The 18,224-nt window shown below is 55.8% G+C and carries 18 protein-coding genes and 1 riboswitch; of the genes, 2 read left to right on the top strand and 16 right to left on the bottom strand.

What is annotated here, in order from left to right; genetic code table 11:
* The first annotated feature begins 576 nt into the window (after positions 1 to 576).
* On the top strand, positions 577 to 750 hold the full coding sequence (locus ACZ25G_RS06370) for a DUF1540 domain-containing protein (protein WP_342680258.1): 174 nt from the start codon (positions 577 to 579) through the stop codon (positions 748 to 750).
* Between the two features lie 147 nt (positions 751 to 897).
* Positions 898 to 1,635 carry an N-acetylmuramoyl-L-alanine amidase gene (locus ACZ25G_RS06365; RefSeq protein WP_463681896.1) on the top strand — a complete coding sequence of 246 codons (738 nt, stop codon included), beginning with the start codon at positions 898 to 900 and terminating at the stop codon, positions 1,633 to 1,635.
* 123 nt (positions 1,636 to 1,758) lie between these two features.
* Here ACZ25G_RS06365 and ACZ25G_RS06360 read toward each other — a convergent pair whose 3' ends face one another.
* The 16 genes from ACZ25G_RS06360 to ACZ25G_RS06285 form a co-directional block, all read right to left on the bottom strand.
* A complete protein-coding gene (locus ACZ25G_RS06360) occupies positions 1,759 to 3,300 on the bottom strand; it encodes an MATE family efflux transporter (RefSeq protein WP_463681895.1) in 1,542 nt (513 codons plus the stop codon).
* 110 nt (positions 3,301 to 3,410) lie between these two features.
* Positions 3,411 to 4,889, bottom strand: coding sequence for an ABC transporter substrate-binding protein (locus ACZ25G_RS06355; RefSeq protein ID WP_463681894.1), 1,479 nt, complete (start codon positions 4,887 to 4,889; stop codon positions 3,411 to 3,413).
* A gap of 31 nt (positions 4,890 to 4,920) precedes the next feature.
* A complete protein-coding gene (locus ACZ25G_RS06350) occupies positions 4,921 to 5,865 on the bottom strand; it encodes a sirohydrochlorin cobaltochelatase (protein ID WP_463681893.1) in 945 nt (314 codons plus the stop codon).
* Positions 5,866 to 5,897: 32 nt separating this feature from the next.
* On the bottom strand, positions 5,898 to 6,671 hold the full coding sequence (locus tag ACZ25G_RS06345; RefSeq protein ID WP_463681892.1) for an ABC transporter ATP-binding protein: 774 nt from the start codon (positions 6,669 to 6,671) through the stop codon (positions 5,898 to 5,900).
* A complete protein-coding gene (locus tag ACZ25G_RS06340) occupies positions 6,671 to 7,768 on the bottom strand; it encodes a FecCD family ABC transporter permease (protein WP_463681891.1) in 1,098 nt (365 codons plus the stop codon). Before ACZ25G_RS06340 ends, ACZ25G_RS06345 begins: the two co-directional genes overlap by 1 nt.
* 186 nt (positions 7,769 to 7,954) lie before the next feature.
* Positions 7,955 to 8,123, bottom strand: a riboswitch (cobalamin riboswitch).
* Positions 8,124 to 8,183: 60 nt separating this feature from the next.
* A complete protein-coding gene (locus ACZ25G_RS06335) occupies positions 8,184 to 8,819 on the bottom strand; it encodes a precorrin-8X methylmutase (protein WP_463681890.1) in 636 nt (211 codons plus the stop codon).
* Positions 8,816 to 10,324: a cobyric acid synthase gene (locus ACZ25G_RS06330; RefSeq protein WP_463681889.1), complete on the bottom strand. Its 1,509-nt coding sequence runs from the start codon at positions 10,322 to 10,324 to the stop codon at positions 8,816 to 8,818. The genes ACZ25G_RS06335 and ACZ25G_RS06330 overlap by 4 nt, the downstream gene beginning before the upstream one ends.
* A 4-nt stretch (positions 10,325 to 10,328) precedes the next feature.
* On the bottom strand, positions 10,329 to 11,417 hold the full coding sequence (locus ACZ25G_RS06325; RefSeq protein WP_463681888.1) for a hypothetical protein: 1,089 nt from the start codon (positions 11,415 to 11,417) through the stop codon (positions 10,329 to 10,331).
* 18 nt (positions 11,418 to 11,435) lie between these two features.
* Positions 11,436 to 12,497 carry a threonine-phosphate decarboxylase CobD gene (gene cobD, locus ACZ25G_RS06320; RefSeq protein ID WP_463681887.1) on the bottom strand — a complete coding sequence of 354 codons (1,062 nt, stop codon included), beginning with the start codon at positions 12,495 to 12,497 and terminating at the stop codon, positions 11,436 to 11,438.
* Positions 12,497 to 13,471, bottom strand: coding sequence for an adenosylcobinamide-phosphate synthase CbiB (gene cbiB / locus ACZ25G_RS06315; protein WP_463681897.1), 975 nt, complete (start codon positions 13,469 to 13,471; stop codon positions 12,497 to 12,499). The genes cobD and cbiB overlap by 1 nt, the downstream gene beginning before the upstream one ends.
* Complete coding sequence (locus ACZ25G_RS06310) at positions 13,471 to 14,079, bottom strand: histidine phosphatase family protein (protein ID WP_463681886.1); 609 nt, start codon at positions 14,077 to 14,079, stop codon at positions 13,471 to 13,473. Before ACZ25G_RS06310 ends, cbiB begins: the two co-directional genes overlap by 1 nt.
* A complete protein-coding gene (locus ACZ25G_RS06305; protein WP_463681885.1) occupies positions 14,076 to 14,468 on the bottom strand; it encodes a bifunctional adenosylcobinamide kinase/adenosylcobinamide-phosphate guanylyltransferase in 393 nt (130 codons plus the stop codon). Before ACZ25G_RS06305 ends, ACZ25G_RS06310 begins: the two co-directional genes overlap by 4 nt.
* A gap of 13 nt (positions 14,469 to 14,481) precedes the next feature.
* Positions 14,482 to 15,246, bottom strand: coding sequence for an adenosylcobinamide-GDP ribazoletransferase (locus ACZ25G_RS06300; protein WP_463681884.1), 765 nt, complete (start codon positions 15,244 to 15,246; stop codon positions 14,482 to 14,484).
* Complete coding sequence (locus ACZ25G_RS06295) at positions 15,243 to 15,770, bottom strand: bifunctional adenosylcobinamide kinase/adenosylcobinamide-phosphate guanylyltransferase (RefSeq protein ID WP_463681883.1); 528 nt, start codon at positions 15,768 to 15,770, stop codon at positions 15,243 to 15,245. The genes ACZ25G_RS06300 and ACZ25G_RS06295 overlap by 4 nt, the downstream gene beginning before the upstream one ends.
* Positions 15,771 to 15,779: 9 nt before the next feature.
* Positions 15,780 to 16,841, bottom strand: a complete 1,062-nt coding sequence (cobT, locus tag ACZ25G_RS06290; protein WP_463681882.1) for a nicotinate-nucleotide--dimethylbenzimidazole phosphoribosyltransferase — start codon at positions 16,839 to 16,841, stop codon at positions 15,780 to 15,782.
* Positions 16,838 to 18,211 carry a cobyrinate a,c-diamide synthase gene (locus tag ACZ25G_RS06285; protein ID WP_463681881.1) on the bottom strand — a complete coding sequence of 458 codons (1,374 nt, stop codon included), beginning with the start codon at positions 18,209 to 18,211 and terminating at the stop codon, positions 16,838 to 16,840. Before ACZ25G_RS06285 ends, cobT begins: the two co-directional genes overlap by 4 nt.
* Positions 18,212 to 18,224 lie beyond the last annotated feature (13 nt).

Genomic DNA, 18,224 nt, shown 5'->3' with positions numbered 1-18,224 from the left:
CAGAAAAAAATCATTATGGATACTTCTATAAAACTGGCGGCCTGTCCATTGAAACTCCCCAAGAAGCGATACGCTTTGACAAAAGTGGTTGTGTCTCTCCGGAAATATCCCATCATAACGGCTCTATCCAGCTCCAGACACCCGGTATCTACCGCGCAGACTATATAGTAAATCTTCCCTCACACCTTCAAATCGATACCGTATTTTTCCTATCCCTAGACGGAAAAATACTGCCCGGTTCTCCCACATCCGTCCATAAGTCGGGGAGTGACAGCCTATCCTTAACAGGGCAGGCGATCTTTCCCTCCTGTCTCCCTTGTGTTTTGCAGCTTTGCAGTCAATCGCCTTTTCAGTTTGAGGGCCAAGAGGAGTCGATAAGTGTATCCCTGGCTGTTCTGCGGATTTCAGGTCTCCCTCCCTCCGGCCTATCCTAAAATTGTTTTCCGCTTTTTTGCGGTATATGCATAGAGTATGGTGCCAATGGGCAGAATAAAGGAGAGCTGGAATGGAAAGGAGAGGTCTCTTTGAGGCATTTCCTTTGATCCCAGCATAAGCAAATTTAAGGAGGCCGTCAATATGAATAACCAATTTCAGGCAAACGAAAGCATTAAATGTACCGTGCAGCAGTGCGCGCATCACTGCCAGCAGCAGAACTACTGCTCTCTTGACTGTGTTACCATTGGTACCCATGAGATGAATCCTACAGAGGATCAGTGCACCGATTGCAAATCCTTTCAGCTGAAACAGTAACTTTCACTGTATCTCTCCCTCCTCTGGGACCCCTGACGGGGTCCTTTTCTTTTTATTTTCACCCCGTCGGTTTTTTTACATAAAATAGGGTATCCGCGTTTATAAACCACCGAATGATCCAAAATTCTGCCAGAAGGAGCGATCCCCATGCCCAGCATCTATCTAAGCCCTTCCACCCAGGAGTGGAACCCCTATATCACCGGAGGCACAGAGGAGTATTACATGAATTTGGTGGCCGATGCCATGGAACCCTATCTGCGTGCCAGCGGCATCGCCTTCACCCGCAATACCCCAGATATGACCGCCGCCTCCTCCATCCGAGCCTCCAACGCCGGCAACTACGATCTGCATGTGGCGCTGCATTCCAACGCCGCCCCTGCCGCCAACGCAGGAAATGTCCGGGGCGCGGAAGTCTACTATGCGCCGGGCAGCGTCTACGGCAAAAAGGCCGCCGAAATTATCGCCAAGAATTTAAAAGCCATCTATCCCCTGCCTGACCGGGTCCGGGCTTTGACCACAACCAGCTTAGGCGAGGTGACCAAAACCAAGGCCCCGGCTGTGCTCATCGAATTTGCCTATCACGACAATGTGGAGGACGCCAATTGGATTAAAAATAACATCAATGCCATCGCCCGGAATGTGGTTCTCTCTCTGACAGAATACTTTGGTCTCCCCTTTATTGCCCCTGGGCCCGTCCGCCAGGGTACTGTTTCGGTGGGCCAGGGATCCCTCAACATCCGTTCCCGTCCCACCACCTCTTCCCAGGTGGTGGCTCACGCCTACAACGGCAATCCCATCACTGTCTACGGCCGCTGGAAGGACTGGTACAGTGTTAATTATAACGGGGTTACCGGTTTCGCCAACGCAAACTATGTGAAAGTATAAGAAAAGCAGCCTTCCCGAAAAAGGAAGGCTGCTTTTCATTGCTGCTTTTCGTATTTTGCAATGCGCAGGTCCTGCCGAAACCACCCTTTCCAGCGGCTGACAGAGAGTTTTTTTCTGAGCGAATCACTTGGCAAAGATGCTTTTGAGCCATTTGATGTCCTCCGGCGTCAGACAGCCGGTGACGCACAGCAAAATCAGGTACAAAAAGGCGGAAGACGCGATGAGGAAGATGGGCGCATCCAAAGACGGCATAAGCTGGATGCCCAAAGCCGGCAAAGCTACAGCCAAGCCGATGCACAAAGCTGGCTTTAAGATGGTATCCGCGAGATTGACCCGGAAGCTCGTTACCTTGATGAGCCTGTGAAGGCTCAGAGCAAAGTTGATAATCTCGCTCATGTAAAGGACAAAGACATAGCCCTGAATTCCCGAAACCGGCAGGAGAAACCAGACCAGAATCAGGGTACCGGTGGAGTCGATAATATTATAGCGCATGGAACTTCGCTGCTCATCCAGCCCCTTGAGCATGGCGTCCACCGCGTGATCAAAGTACATGATGGGGATAATTAGGGCAAGCAGCCGGATATAATCGGCATAAAGGCCGATTTCATCGCTGCTGGAGATCAGCTCTCCCACCTGGGTGGAAAAGCAAAACATGATGCCTGCTACTCCCATGGAGAAAAGCAGGGTCATCTGGGACATACGGGTCACCATGTAGTTAATCCGGATATTGTCCTTAAGGTTGTCGGCTACGGCAAAGCATTCGGCCAACTCCGGGACGATCAGGTCGCAAAAAGAGAATAAAAAGGCGGAGGGAAACAGGATCACCGGCAGCACAATCCCATGGATGGCGCCGAAGGCCGCATAGGCTTCGCTCTCCGAGACGCCGAACTTCCGCAGCTGGATGGGAACCAACAGATTTTTCACCGTCAGGATGCCGGAGCGCAGATTGGCGCTCATGGCCACCGGCAAAGCGATGCCGAACATCCGGCGGGTGATGCCCTGGGATGCCCGATCACACTTTTTATACCTTTTAGCGTCCATCTGGTACATAATAAAGGAGAAGAGGAAGGAGAAAATTTCCGAGATGACGCCAGCCCAGACCATGCACAGACAGGTCTGCTCCAGCCCGCCGGGAGAGAGCACCGTCAAGCCCACAATGGTCAGAAAAATCTTGACAAACTGCTCGGCAATGCGGATGGAAGCGTTTTTCACCACCCGCCGCACCCCGGTGAAGTAGCCGGAAAGCACCGAGGACATGGCAATACAAGGCAGGCTGATGGCCAGGGTTTTCAGCGGCAGGACGGTCTGATCGTTTTGGAGCATCTGCAGCCCGATGGTGGGCGCCAGCTGATAGAGCAAAACCGCCGTCACCGTGCCAAAACTAATACTGTAGAGAAGGCATTTGCGCAGGATTTTCTTGAGGTTTGGATGCGCGCTTCTCCCCATCTCCTCTGCCACCAGCCGGGTAGTGGCCAGATTAATGCCTCCTGTCGCCAAGGTGATGGAAAAGCCGTACACCGACATAATCAGCTGAAAGACGCCCATCATCTCATTGCCGATTTTATTCCCCAAATAGACATTAAACCAGACACTAATGCTGCTCATCAGCAGCGATGTAATGGTTAGGATCAGGCCGTTGAGCAAAAAAGCCCGGAGTCTTTTCATATATTTCACCGTATCTCCTTATTTTCCTTGTAGAAATATATGAAAAGCTGTCAGCCGTTATGAAGCAAAGAGGGCAGGCTCCCAAAAAATCTGAGCCTGCCCTCTCTATTTTATTCTTCTCCCTGGGCCAGCGGGCCCGCTTTGGAAAAGGCGTCTACAATTTCCTGCTGGGTCACTGTGCGCTGGGGTTCAAAGTTGCCGTCAGCCAGCGCAAACACACCGTTATCCACCATAATCTGGACGATGTTCTGGTTTTCACACTCCTCCAAATCCTGGATAGGCGTTGCGTCCTTCCCCTCAAAGTCCCCCATGAGGAAAATCGCCTGGGCCAGCTTCTCCCGGGTCACCGGATCCTCCGGACGAAAATATTCCTTTTCCCCGTCCTTCTCCCAGTCCAAATAGCCAGAAACCACCACCGTTTCTATAGCGTCAAAATCCGGGTCGGTCCACTCCACATCCTCAAAGAGCCCATAGGTATGGCCCTTGTGCTCCTGCTGATAGTACCGTGAGGAGGTCACATAGATGGGCAGATGGGCTGCTTTGACCATAATGTTGGCCAGATCCCGCCGGGTAGCGGGCTGGTCTGTCTCATAATCTTCCAGGCTGTCCATCACCTCGGGATAGAGATACCGCGCCAGCTCCCGCACCCCTTTATAAAAGCGGAAGGTAGGGGAGGAAATGATCTTCTCATTGATGAGGTAAACCCGGCCGTCCTTCACCGCCTTGATGGTGTCAAATCCCGGGCGGATGGAGATGCTATGGACCGTTCCCCCTGCGTTCATGGCGCCGCTCTGGGAGACATAGACGTCGATTTCATCCGCCAAAGAGAGGACGCGCTCCTCCCCAAAGGGGGCGATGGAGCTGCCCTCCTTCACAGGCTCTACATCCTGGGCCACATTCTCCCCGCCTGCCAGGGCGATGGCGTGAGCCGGCATGGAATCCGGGGTAATGGTGCGCAAATTCACCTCGGTGGACTCAAAAAACACCTTCTGCTTCTGGGTGAGAGTGGAGGTCAGCTGGGTAATCTCGTCCAAGTTTTGATGAAATTCCTCCAGCTTCTCCTTAGCCGTCTCCTCTTCCCCTACCAAGGCGCCCAAATGGGTGATATATTCATCGAACAGGTCGAAACTTTCGGGATAAAGGGAAACTACCGTGATTCCCGCCTTCTCAATTGCCTTGACAAAATCAGGGGCTTTGTTCGTAATAAAGGGGCGGATCAGCACCAGATCCGGCTGGGCGGCGATGACCTTTTCCGGATCCGACTCATAATCGTAAACGTCCAAGAAAGCCGCTTCCGGAGGATAGACAGAGGTGTCATTGACGCCGATGACCTTTTCTCCCGCACCCAGAGAAAACAGGTTTTCTGTATGGGCGCTGTAAAGGGAGATGATCCTCTCACAGGGCTGATCCAGCCGGATCTCCCGCCCCTCGTCATCGGTAAAGCTGATGGCCGCCTCCCCGCCCTGCTGGGAAGCGGAGGTCTGGGAGGTTTCCCCTGATGTTTGATCTGTGCCGCAGCTTGTCAGAACTCCAAAGGACAAAACCGCCGCTAAGAGCACTGCCAAACCCTTTTTGAAAAGATGTCTCATAAGTTCTCCTATCTGCTGTTAGAATGCAAAATTATTCCCCATCGATGGCCTGCCGGACGTGGCTGACATAGATTTTCCTGATTTCAGGATATTCGCCCAGACCCTTGAGGACAATATCCACCTCATAGCCCGCTTTTTTAAACTCCATCTTCCAGGAACCCTCTTCATCGCTGGCCATGTCGTTGGTGGCGTGATCTCCCGCCACAATCATCAGCGGCGCCAAGATTACCTTTTTTGCCCCCAGCGCCTCTACCTGCTTTTGCACCTGCTCCAGTCCCGGATAAGATTCCACTGTGCCCACAATATACTGGCTGTTGCCCTGATCCTTAAGCGTATAGTCCAAAGCGGCATAGGCGGCGTTGGCAAAATGTTCCGTACCGTGGCCCATGAGGACTACCGCCTCATCATCCTCACTTGTGGGGACATTTTTCACCAACGCCTGCGCCACCAACTGGTAATCCTCAGCGGAGTTAAGCAGCGGCGTGCCGAATTTAAGGGTCTCAAAATTGCCGGCAAAGGCGCTGACCTCCGCCACCATGTCGTCGTATTCCAGCCCGTTCATCACATGGGTGGGCTGGCAGATAACGGTGCCAAAACCGTCGTCCACAAGGCGCTCCATAGCCCCGGTCACATTGTCGATTTCCAGACCGTCCCGCTCACTGAGCTTATCGATGATGGTCTGACTGGTAAAAGCCCGCCGCACTTCATAGTCAGGGAAAGCGTCGGCAATTTCCTGCTCGATGGCATCGATGGTCTTTTCCCTGGTATCATTATAGCTGGTGCCGAAGCTGACCACCAAAATCGCCTTTTTATCCGGGTCACCCTTTTGTACCGCCTCGCTGCTCCCATTTTCCTGGGAGGAAGAACTGCTGCTATCTCCAGCCGTATTACTGGTGGATTCGTCTTGGGTCCCGCATCCCGCAAATAGCCCGAGGCACACAAGCAGGCTCATCAAAATCAGTGCTAACTTTTTCATTGTTCTTTCCTTTCTTGTCATGGGGCTTTCATCTATAAAATAAAGAAGCCCTTTCCCGGATACACTTCGGCTTGTACATCAAATACCTGTTGAAAAAAAGATTCCGTCATCACTTCCACCGGCTTTCCCTGGGCCACCAGACGGCCCTCCCGCAGCGCCAGTACCTGGTCGCTATAGCGGTAGGCCAGATTGAGGTCATGATGGATGCCGATCACCGTCAAGCCTTCTGTCCGTACCAAGTTTTTAATCAGCGCCATCATCTGCATCTTGACGCTGATATCCATGTCGGACATGGCCTCGTCCATCAAAAGAAGCTTCGGGCGCTGCGCCAATGCCCGGGCCAGCGCCACCCGCTGCATCTCTCCCCCAGATAGCTGGGTCACCAGCTTCTCCGCAAAGGGGAGGGTGCCGGTGCGCTCCATGATTTCTGTCACCTGCCGCAGGGATTGGTCGTCCATCCGCTCAAATCGGGCCCTGTGGGGATGCAGCCCCAAAAGGACCATTTCCATGCAGGTGTAGGGGAAACTGATGCCCTCATTCTGATGGATGACCGCCAAATGGCGGGCTCTGCCCCGGATATCCATTTCATAGATATCCCGCCCCTTATAGTAGGCATTTCCCTCCTGGGCCCGGCGGTTGCCGCACAGGATCTCAAAGAGGGTGCTTTTTCCGCTGCCGTTAGGCCCGATAAGAGATACATACTGCCCGGACTCCACCGAAAAGCTAATGTCCCAAAGCACCTGCCGTTCCCCATAGGAGAAGCTGATATTTTGGGCCCGCAGCAGCTCTTTTTCCGTCTGCGTCATCAGAACACCCCCTGTCCGCCCCGCCGTTTGATAAAGACATAGATAAAAAACGGGCCGCCGATGAGGGTGGTGAGAACTCCCACCGGCACCTCACTGACCGAGAGAAGCCGAGTGGCGTTATCCGCGACCGAAAGCAGCAGCCCTCCCAATAGCCCTGAAAGGGGCAGCAGGAGGCGGTTATCCGACGTCAGCCAGAAGCGGAGCATATGGGGCACCACCAGCCCGACAAAGCCGATAATGCCGCTGACTGCGACACAGGCCGCCGTGATACAGGAGCCTAAAATGAGGTAGAGCAGCCGGATCCGGCCGGTGTTGACCCCCAAATTCCGGGCACTCTTATCACCCAGCACCATCACATTAAGATCCCCGGCAAATCCAAAGGCAATGAGGCTTCCCAACAGCACCACCGGCGCTACAATGGCCACGTCGCCCCATTCCCGGGAGGCAAGGCTCCCCATGAGCCAGAAAACGATGGCACTGACATCCTCGCCGGCCACCATCTTCATAAAGCTCAGCCCGGAAGAGAGGATAGCGCTGACAATGATTCCGGCGATAATGAGGTTGGAGGAAGCGATCCCTCCCCCTTTCTTGGAGATGAGGATGACCACCACAAGGGTGAGAAAAGCAAAAAGGAAAGCCATAGCTGTGGTAGAAACCACAATGCCCGCGGTCAGGGCCAGTAAAATGGCCAGAGACGCCCCAAAAGCCGCTCCGGTGGAAACGCCCAGGGTGTAGGGATCGGCCAAAGAGTTGCGCAGCAGGGACTGAAAAATCACCCCCGCCACCGAAAGTCCCATGCCCACCAGGATACCGCATAAGATTCTGGGCAGCCGGATTTCCCAGACAACGGCTACCTCGTTGGCTCCATGGGCTGCCAGACGTCCGGCATCCCCTGTAATTTTCCCCAAGAGGATATCCCAGGTCTCAGCAAATCCCAGGTTCATGGCTCCCATCCCTACAAATGCCACCAAAAGCAGCAGAATGGCCGCCAGAAGCAGGACGCCGATCACAAGACAGCGCCGTCTTTTTGTCCGATAGCTCCGGATGCTGTCCTCCTCCAAGCCGCCGGGCTTTTGGTTTGTCTGATTCTTTTTCATGCAAATAACCCCGCTCGCTGTGTCTTAATTTCCCCACAAAGCCATCTCCCCCATGCGCCGGCATCCCAAGGCTTTTTGCAATAAAAAAGCCCTGCTTCCATGAAAAGCAGGACACCAGAAGATAAGCCTATCCAAGGGGGCAGGCTTTGATTTTAAAAACTGGCAGGCTCTTTTTCACCGAAAGATTCTTCCAAACAAACAAAAGCCGGTCTTCTGACTTCTGTCCAGAGCCTGCGCCTTCCCAGAGATTACTCCAGTGGCATCATAGCGGACCCCGATGGCGGACAGTTACAGCAGCGGCGACTGTGCGGGACTTACACCCGACTTCCCATTCGCTTTTGTCGTTTTTCCTATGAAATTATCGATGTATGTCTACATCATAGCATGTTTATATGAAACTTACAAGAAAAATCCTCTATCTTTTTCCCATGCCATAGAGCAGGGCATTGACGATGGCGGCGGCTACATTGCTGCCGCCCTTTCTGCCCCGGGCCACAATAAAGGGGACATCCGCCTGCATAATTAATTCTTTGGCGTAGACCACGTTGACAAAGCCCACCGGCACGCCGATGACAAGCTCCGGCCGGATACGTTCCTCCTGGATATGCTCATACAGGCGGATGAGGGCTGTGGGCGCGTTGCCGATGGCGAAAATCAGCGGCTTTTGAAGGGAAAGGGCCTTATCCATACTGGCGACGGCGCGGGTCGTTCCCTGCTCCTTGGCGGCCTTTGCCACATCCTCATCAGACATAAAACAGTGGACCTGCCCGCCTAGATTCCCTAAGCGCTGTTTATTGATGCCAGCTTTGGCCATCTGGGTGTCGGTGACAATGTCCGCGCCCCGTTGCAGGGCCGCTCTTGCCTTTTCTACCGCCGATGGAGAAAAACAAAGGGTATCCGCGTAGTCAAAATCTGCCGTGGTGTGAATCACCCGTTTGATGACATCGGCGTTTGCGTCATCCAACCGTCTGTCTCCCAGCTCCTGGGCGATGATCTCCATGCTGCGCCGCTCGATGTCCTGCGGCAGCACATGCTCCATTTCTAAATTCATTCTTCTATCCCCTTTTCCAGGATATCATAGATGCACTCCATATCCAAATTCTCGCGGATCGCATCGGCCAGCAGGTCATACTGCTGTTCCCGATAAGCCGCTGCGTCCATGACCGTTGTCTCTGCCGGCAGTCCTTTTCTGCGGCAGAGGGCTCCCACAAAAGCGCTGGCCACCTCTGTCCGGTCAAAGAAGCCATGGAGATAGGTGCCATAAACCGATCCGGAAGAACAGCCGTCGGTTTTCTCCGCCTTTTTCCCGTTGCATCTCTCAATCCGGCACAGAGCCCGAAGCCACGGCACATCACTTTGGCCCATGTGAATTTCATAGCCCTCCACCGGGCAGCCGCTCAACGCCTCTAGAGGGCCATGCACCCGCAGCAAACGGCCCTGCACCTGGGTGCGTACCTTTTCTCTTCCAAAGACGGTGGTCATGGGGAGCAGGCCCATGCCGTACATCTGCCCGCCATATTCCACCTCGTGGGGATCTCTCAGGGTTTGTCCCAGCATCTGATAGCCGCCGCAAATGCCAAGCACAATTCCTCCCCTCTGAGCGAATTTTTTCACAGCCGCCTCCAAGCCGTTCTGCCGCATCCAGAGGAGATCCTCCATGGTGTTTTTGGTGCCTGGGAGGATCACAGCGTCAGGATTGCCCAGCTGCTGTACCTTGTCTATATAGCGCACCTGTACACCGTGGATACGCTCTAAGGGGCCGAAATCGGTAAAGTTGGAAATCCGAGGCAGGCGGATCACCACAATATCGATGAGCCCCTGCTCCTTGTTCTCCAGCCGCTGGGACAGGCTGTCCTCGTCGTCAATATCCAGGTGCAGATAGGGCAGCACCCCTACAACCGGGCGATGGATCAAATCCTCCAGCATTACAAGACCGGGCTTTAAAATCTCCTTATCCCCCCGGAATTTGTTGATGATAACGCCTTTGACAAGCTTCTTTTCCTCCGGCTCCAACAGCTGCATGGTGCCCACCAGGGAGGCGAAAACGCCGCCCCGGTCGATGTCGCCCACCAACAGCACCGGCGCTTTGGCCATTTTGGACATCCCCATATTGACAATATCGTCAGCTTTCAGGTTAATTTCCGCTGGACTTCCAGCCCCTTCCAGGACAAGGATGTCATATTCCCTTTCTAAGGCGTGATAGGCCTGTAAAATGGCGGGTATCATCTCTTTCTTGCGCTGGTAGTATTCCGCCGCCGTCATGTTGCCCACCGGCTTGCCTCCTACAATCACCTGAGAACCCATCTCCCCGGTGGGCTTGAGAAGGATGGGATTCATCAGCACCGACGGCTCTATTCCCGCCGCCTGGGCCTGCATCACCTGGGCTCTTCCCATTTCCAGCCCCTCCGCAGTGATAAAGGAATTGAGGGCCATGTTTTGAGACTTAAAGGGCGCCACCCGGTATCCTGCCTGATGAAACACACGGCAAAGCCCCGCCGCCACCAGGCTTTTTCCGGCATTGGACATGGTTCCTTGGATCATAATCGCTTTCGCCACTCGTTCATTCCCCTTTCCTTTGCTCTGTCACAAGCTCCACAGCCCTTTTTCCCGAGAGCAGCCCTAAGTTTCCTTTGACCCCCATTTTTCGCAGGAAAAAGGGCTGTGGGTGAGACCTATGCTCCCCTGTGGCAGCCATGGTACTGTGGTCCGAACAGACCAGCAGCGGCAGTTCTTCTCGCAGGAGGAGGGGACTAACTACCTGCTCCCCTACCCGGCGGAGAAATTTTTCCTTTTCCTCCCGGTTTCTCCGGTGGGAGGCCTCGTCCGCTCCGTTGAGATGCAGCAGAACAAAATCATACGCTTCAGACAGCCGGGCTGCCATACCGGCTTTTTCCGCCAGGTCGGTGTCTACATCCCCTGTGGCGTGGCTTGGGACAAACAGGTCCATTTGCATCGCCTTTGCCAGCCCCTGCACCACATCGGTGCGACAAACAGCCGCCCCTTTTAAGTCGTGGAGGGAAGAAAATCGAGGAAGGCTGGGAGCGCCTGCCCCATCCCAGGGGAGGACCGCCCCATGGCCCAGAGGGGCCAGCGCCTTTTGGCTTTTGGCTCCGCAAACGGCGAGACGCTCCGCCAGTCCCCCTCCTCTGGGCAACAGGGCGGACAGCGGCTCTCCCAAATGTGCGTGGGGGCGATAGGTACGGATGTTCTTCAGCTCCCGCGGATCCGCTTTCACAATCACCAGAGCCCGGTAATCCTCCAAGGGGAAAAACTGCATCCCAGCCTCTCGGAAAATCGGTGCTGCCAGGGTAAAAGCCCGCCTTTTCTCCGCTGCCGTCAGCCCTTCCCCGCAGGAGGAGGCAAGGTGTCCCTCCCCATCCAGCGTTACCAGGTTGCAGCGGAAAGCTGCTTCTCCCTGCGCGAGAGGGATGCCTCGGGCGGCTGCCTCCAACGCCCCACGTCCCTGGGGGATACGGGAAGATGAAACTCCCAGCAGGGTCAAAACGCAGGGAAGGGTGTCCACAGAAAAGCCCTGAGGGCAGGTGCAAAAGGCGCCGTAAGCCCCCCGCTTTCCCATCTGGACAAGCTCCGGCGGATAAAAAGAGGGAATATCCCCCATGCCGTCTACAATGACCATGACCGCGCCCAAGATATCCCCTCCTTTTCTCTAGTTTTGCGCCTGTTCTTTCAGCGCCGCCAGCAGCATCTGGTTTTCCCGGGGCGAGCGTACCGCCACCCGGTAATAGCTTTCATCCAGGCCCGGATAATTGCCGCATCCACGGATCAAAATGCCTTTCTCCTCCAGTCGGGCTTTGAGGTTCCCCTGTCCCGGGGCTCTAAAGAAGACGAAATTGGCTTTGGAGCCATAGACCTGCCATCCAAGGGAGGCAATCCCCTCTTTTAAGCCCTTTCTCTGGGTACGGATTAGCTCTTTTGTCCGGATCAGATAATCCTTTTCCTCCAGAGCAGCCAGACCCGCCGCCTGGGCCGGGATGCTGACGCTCCACGGCTGGGCGCATCGCTCCATGGCCCGGCTCATCTTCTCCCCGCACAGGGCGTATCCCAGCCGCAGTCCAGCCATGGCATAAATCTTGGTAAAGGCCTTGAGAATGAGAAGATTGGGGTACTGGGCAAGCTGTCCCACCTGGGTGTAAATTTCAGGTTCCTCCAAGAAATCGCAGAAGCACTCATCCAGCATCACAAAAATATCCTGTTCCCGGCACCTTCGGAGAATCTTTTCCAACAGGGAAGGCTCGATGACCTCCCCAGTGGGATTATTGGGGTTGCAGAGAAAGAGAAGGTCGATGCCGGCGGTCAGCTTGGGAAGAATCTCCGCGGTGAGGGAAAAGCCATCCTGCTCCCGCAAAAAATGGCAGGATGTTTCACACCCTACGACAGCCAGCGCTTGGGCGTACTCGGCAAAAGAAGGGGCCAGAAGCAATGCCCGCCGGGGATGCAATGCCAGCACAGCCCGGAAAATCAGATCCGCCGCTCCATTGCCGCAGATCACCTGGGAGGAGGATACCCCTTCTTTCTCACTAATGGCGGATGTTAGAGTCCGGCACAGGGGGTCAGGATAATGTTCACATTCCTCGATTGCTTTCTTTGCCGCCGCCACTGCCGAAGCCGGCATCCCCAAGGGGTTAATATTGGCGGAAAAGTCTAAGATCTCCCCTGAAAATCGCTCTCTGGCCGAATAGATATCCCCGCCGTGGATCATCGTTTTCATCAAAATCCTCCTGTAGCCAAGATCAGCAGCGCCTTGGCCCCGCCCAAAAACAGCAGGGAAAGAAGCGCTGTCGTCAGCATCAGCCTGTTGGCCCGCCGGATATCCTGGGCCTCCACAGGCCGCAGGGGATCTCCGATGGTGGGCTTTCTGACCGGGACGCCAAAATAGGAAGCGTCCCCCGCCAGCTGCACCCCAAGCGCACCGGCACACACCGATTCCGTTTGGGCGCTGTTGGGGCTTTTATGCTGAAAGCGGTCCCTTCTCCAAATTCTCCATCCGTCTTTGGCCGAGTAGCCGGGCAGTACCGCCGCTATTATCATCAAAAGAGCCGACAGCCGGGATGGGATAAAGTTGACAATATCGTCCAGTTTGGCCGCCGCCCGGCCAAAGTCCTCGTACCGCTCATTTCTGTAGCCCACCATCGAATCCATCGTGTTGGCCGCTTTGTAGAAAAATCCCAGGACACCGCCCCCGATAGCCATGTAAAACAGAGGCGCCACCACCCCGTCAGAGGTGTTTTCCGCCACCGTCTCTACCGCCGCCTTTGCCACCTGCTCCCGGCTGAGCTTCTGGGTATCCCGCCCCACGATCATAGAAACTTTCTCTCTGGCCAGAGGAAGGTCGTCTTGGCAAAGGGCGTCATACACCTTCATACTCTCGTCCCGCAGACTTCTGGCGGCCAAAAGCTGATAGCACATCACCGCCTCCACCGCCAGACGTAAAAAGGGAGAAATCCGCTGGCACAGGAGGAGAATGACCAGAGGGGCCGCAGTAAAAATAAACAGCACCAGTATGACCATAACCCTGCCGGAGCTTCTTCTGCCCCGGGGTGTATCCGGAAACCGAGGTCGGAGGGCCTTTTCCAGGCCCGAGATCGCTCTTCCCATCAACCGCACCGGGTGAGGCAGCCAGTGGGGGTCGCCAAAGATCAAGTCCAGCAAAAAGCCCAAACACAGGGCGTAGAGGGAAATCATCATGGCCTTTCCTCCCCGATTTTTTCTACAATCCGGCAGCCTTCTGCCACCAGCCCTCCCCGGCCAAGCTCCACCAGATAACCGCCGCAGTTTTCCACCTGCCAGTGGTAATAATCCTGTCTCGGCTGTCCAAACCCGGAGAGGATGGCCATGATGGTGCCGCCGTGAACCACAAATGCCGCTCGCTCAATCCCCCTTGTCTGAAGCGTCTCCACCGCTCTGGAAAAAGCCCTGCGGCAGCGGACGCAAAAGTCTTCCCTGCTCTCCCCGCCGGGAAAGGGCAGCGTCCCTCCAGAGGAAAGCCATCTCTGATACCGAGGATTTTCTTTGAGTTCTTCGTAGTTTTTATACTCAAACTCCCCGAAATCGCATTCCCGGAAGTCATTTTCTACCCGCTGATCCTGCCCCGGAAAGGCGAGAGAGGCTGTCTCGCGGCAGCGGAGGAGGGGACTTGTCCAAACCTCCTGTACACCGCTTTTTTCCAGCCTGACTCCAAGCCCCTGTGCCAACAGCCTGCCTTGCTCGCACAAAGGCTCGTCAGTGCGCCCGATATATCGTCTTTCCAGATTGCCTTGGGTCATCCCATGGCGCAAAAGATAGATGTTCAACGCTTCTCCTCCTTGAGGGTGGCGGCAATGCCACAGTATACCCGCTGTACCTGCCGGGCCTGCTGGGCCAGCTTACAGCAAATCCGTCCGGTTTCCTCCCGCCACTGGCGCTGGAAAGGTTCTATGGGCACAATTCCGCAGCCAACTTCATCGCAGAGGATGACCATATCCGGATTGCTCTCCATAGCTTCCACAAGTGCCGGCCACGGATCCCGTCCTGCTTCCAGCTCCCGGCGCACCCACCGGTGAAGCCCGTCAAAAATCCGGCAGCGGCAGATATCCTGAAGGGAGCAGTTTCCCCCATCCGCTACATCCTCTTCCCCGCAGCCGACAAGCTGAAGGGCATAGGCCCGCTTTCCCTGGCCCCTGCCTCCCACAATCAGACGCATTCCGCTTCCTCCTTCAGAGCTTTTGGGCGATGACCACCGCCGCTAATATCACAATTTCGCAAAGCTGCAAAAAATATCCCGCAAGGTCCCCGGTAATGCCGCCAAACTGACGGCGGCTCATCACAAAATAATAAAGAAAGCATCCGCTGCTGCCAAGTAGTGCCAATGCGCCTGTTAAGGGAGCCAGCAAAAGCATGCCGGCAGCGCAGAGAACGATCAGGCAGAGCATCACCGCCGCCACCCTTTTCTTCTGGGCGCTTTGGGAAAACGCCGCCAGCAATCCCCGGCTCGCGCAGGGGAAGGTGACCACCGAAAGCCCGCTGAGGCACCGGGACAGGACAAATCCCAAAGCCACGACGCCAAGCTGGGGAAAATACATCTCCATCTCGCTCCACAGTCCTAGGGAGAGGAGCAGGTAGGCGCCGCAGCCCATGAGGGCAAAGGCCCCCGCATGGGAGTCTTTGAGAATTTCCAGCTTCTTTTCCCGGGGCTGGTGGGAGCCTAAGGCGTCACAGGTGTCGCAAAAGCCGTCAAGATGGATCCCCCCTGTGACGAGAAGGGGCAGTACTGTGGCCACCGCGCCAAAAAGCAGAGGGCCGATGCCTACCAGGTTCCGAAGCTGTGCCCATCCCAAAAGCAGCGCCCCGATAATGAGTCCGATGAGAGGGAAAAAGCACATGGCGTAGCGCATATTTCTCTGGCTCCACTGAACCTGGGGCATGGGGATGGCGCTGTAGGTGGAAAAAGCCACCACCAAACAGTCCCAAAGATTCTTCACTGTTTCTCCCCTCCCTTGTGGATGATGGGGATACCGCAGACGACCTCTGCCACCTGATCGGCCCGCCGGGCCAGCCAGGCATGGACCTGGGACATCACCCGCAGATAGGCTTCGGTACCCTCATCATAGTCGATTCCGTCAGAAAAGACATCGTTTGTGACCACTATAACCTCTTTTGCCTGGCGGCAGAGGTTTTCCACCCCAGTTGTGATGGCCTCTGCCGCCAGATTCCCCGCGCCCTGGGGGAAGTAGAGCTCATTGGCCGCCAGATTCCCCACACACTCTAACAGCACCCCGCACCCTGCTGGAAGGCGAAGTTTTGCCAGCGAGGTAAAGCACTCTATAGTTTCAAAACCTTTTCCCGCCCGCTGGGCCCGGTGGCGCAGGATCCGCTGATGGCTTTCCTCCCCTGTGGGCAGCATGGTAGCGATGTAAATTTTTCTTTCGCAGCCGCAGTTTTGAAGCAGCTCCTCCCCATACTGAGATTTTCCGCTTCCGGCGCCGCCAATGATCATGGTCAGCATAGTTTCCTCCTACTCGGATAAAGGCTGATAAGCCTCCACCGCAATGTCCTCAAAGGTGCTCATCCCCTCATACACGGCCAGGGCCATATCCAGGATGGGCAGAGCCGCCACAGCGCCGGTTCCCTCTCCCAAGCACATGTTCGCGGTAAGGAAGGGGAAAAGCCCCAGTTCTTCCAGTACCAGATGGGCCGCCGGTTCCTTGGAGACATGGGAGGCCAGCATATAGCCGGCGGCGTCCGGGCAAAGCTTCGCCGCCGCAAGGGCGGCCACCCCAGAAATAAATCCGTCGATAAGCACGGGGATACGGCAGGCCGCTCCCCCTAAGAATACGCCGCAAAGTCCTGCCAGATCCAGCCCTCCCACCTTAGCAAGAACATCCAGAGGGTCGCTGGGATCGGGATGGTTGAGGGCAATGGCCCGGCGAATCGCATCCTTTTTTCTCCGCAGCCCCTGGTCGGAAAGCCCTGCTCCCCGGCCGGTCATCTCTTCTACAGGGCGGTGCAGCAGCACCGATGCCACTGCGGCGCTGGTAGTGGTGTTGCCGATTCCCATCTCCCCTGTGGCCAGGATGCGGTAGCCATCTGCACCGCATTCCTTTGCCAATCGGATGCCGGTCTCGATGGCTTGTACCGCCTGGGCTCTCGTCATGGCAGGGCCTTGGGTCATGTTATGGGTTCCCGCCATCACCTTGGCCTGGATGAGTCCTTCGCCCTCCACCGGCCGGCTGACACCGATATCTACAGGAAACACCTGGGCGCCCGCCGCCTTGGCCATCTTGCAGACACTGGTCTGGCCGGTACACATATTCTCGGTGACGATGGCCGTCACCGAGCTATCCGTCTGGGTGACCCCTTCTTCCACTACGCCGTTGTCCCCGCACATGACGATGACGCCACGCTTTTGAAGCTCGATCCGGGCGCTGCCCGTCATGCCGGCGATCTTCACCACGGCGTCTTCCAAAAGTCCTAAACTGTGCAGTGGCTTTGCAATACTATCCCACCGGCGCCTAGCCGCTGACATGGCCTTTTCATCCAAGGGTGTAATCTGTTTTAGGGTCTGTTCTAGCATCATATCTTGTTCCTCTTTTCAAATGCAGCGCATCTTTCCAAAAAGCGTCGGGCTGTATCCGGATTTCCGCCTAGATGGATGTGGGGAAACCCGGCAAACAGAGTGTCGGAGGCGTGAATACACTCCCAGCTTGCCTGCCGGGATGCCTTATAGGCCGTACAGCCCCGGCCATTATCAGTGCTGTCATAATAGTGAAACTCATGCGCGGGAAGGGATTCTCCCTTCCCCAGCAGCAGGCTGTCCTCATGAGAAACCAAAGTCTGATAACCAAACCGCCGCAGCCGTCCCGTGGGAAAGCCTCGGCCGGGGAGGGCCCCCGCCATAGGATATTCCTCCCCGTCCTCTCCGGTCAGTGACTCTCCCAGATAGAGAAAGCCTCCGCACTCGGCAATACAGGGCATGCCATTTTCTATCGCATGGCGGATACTTCCCCGCATAGAGGCGTTTTGAGAAAGCTTCTGGGCATAAAGCTCCGGATATCCCCCGCCCAGGATGAACCCGCTGATTCCTTGAGGCAGGGCCTTATCCTCCAGGGGAGAAAAGGGGATCAACTTCGCCCCCATCCGAGTCAGACAGTCCAAGGCGTCTTCATAGTAAAAGCAAAAGGCCCTGTCCCTTGCCACCCCAATGGAGACCGGCGCCGCCAACGCTTGGGGGATTTCCTTCCAGCAAAGAGGCGGGGCCTGGGCCGCCAGTTGCAGGATGGCTTTTACATCCACCGTCTGGGAAAGAGCTTTTCCCAGACAAGCCAGCTTTTCCCGCAGGTTCTCCACCTCGTCGGCGGTGACAAGGCCCAGGTACCGGCTCTCGAGGGCACAGTCCGCAAGCTTTGGCAGATAGCCCAAAACCGCCACGCCGGTCTCCCTTTCCACCTCGTCCTTGAGCTGGGGATACAGCGCTGGGGACAGGCGGTTCAAGATCACTCCTACGATGCCGCTGTCCTCCCGAAATCTTGCAAAGCCCGACACCAGGGCCGCCACCGAAAGGGACATCCCCTTGCAGTCAACGAGCAGGATCACCGGGGTTTTCGTCACACGGGCCACCTCATAGCTGCTGGAGCGGGTAGTAAGCCCTATGCCGTCATAATAGCCCATGACGCCTTCCAGCACAGCGACGTCGGTTTCCCCTCCATTTTCTCCCAGGCACCGTTTTACCCCTGCTTCTCCCAGGAGAAACAGGTCCAGATTGCCCGAGGTTGCGCCGATGACCTTGCGGTGAAACATGGGATCAATGTAATCGGGCCCGCATTTGAAGGAGGAGACAGAAAGCCCCTGGGATAAAAGGGTCTGCAGCAGTCCACAGGTTAGGGTAGTCTTTCCCGACCCGCTGGAAGCTGCCGCGATCATGATCCTAGGAATCCGTTTGACCTGCATCGCCCTGCCTCCT

The organism is Zongyangia sp. (assembly GCF_965361945.1).
This window is presented reverse-complemented; position numbering and strand designations above follow the sequence as displayed.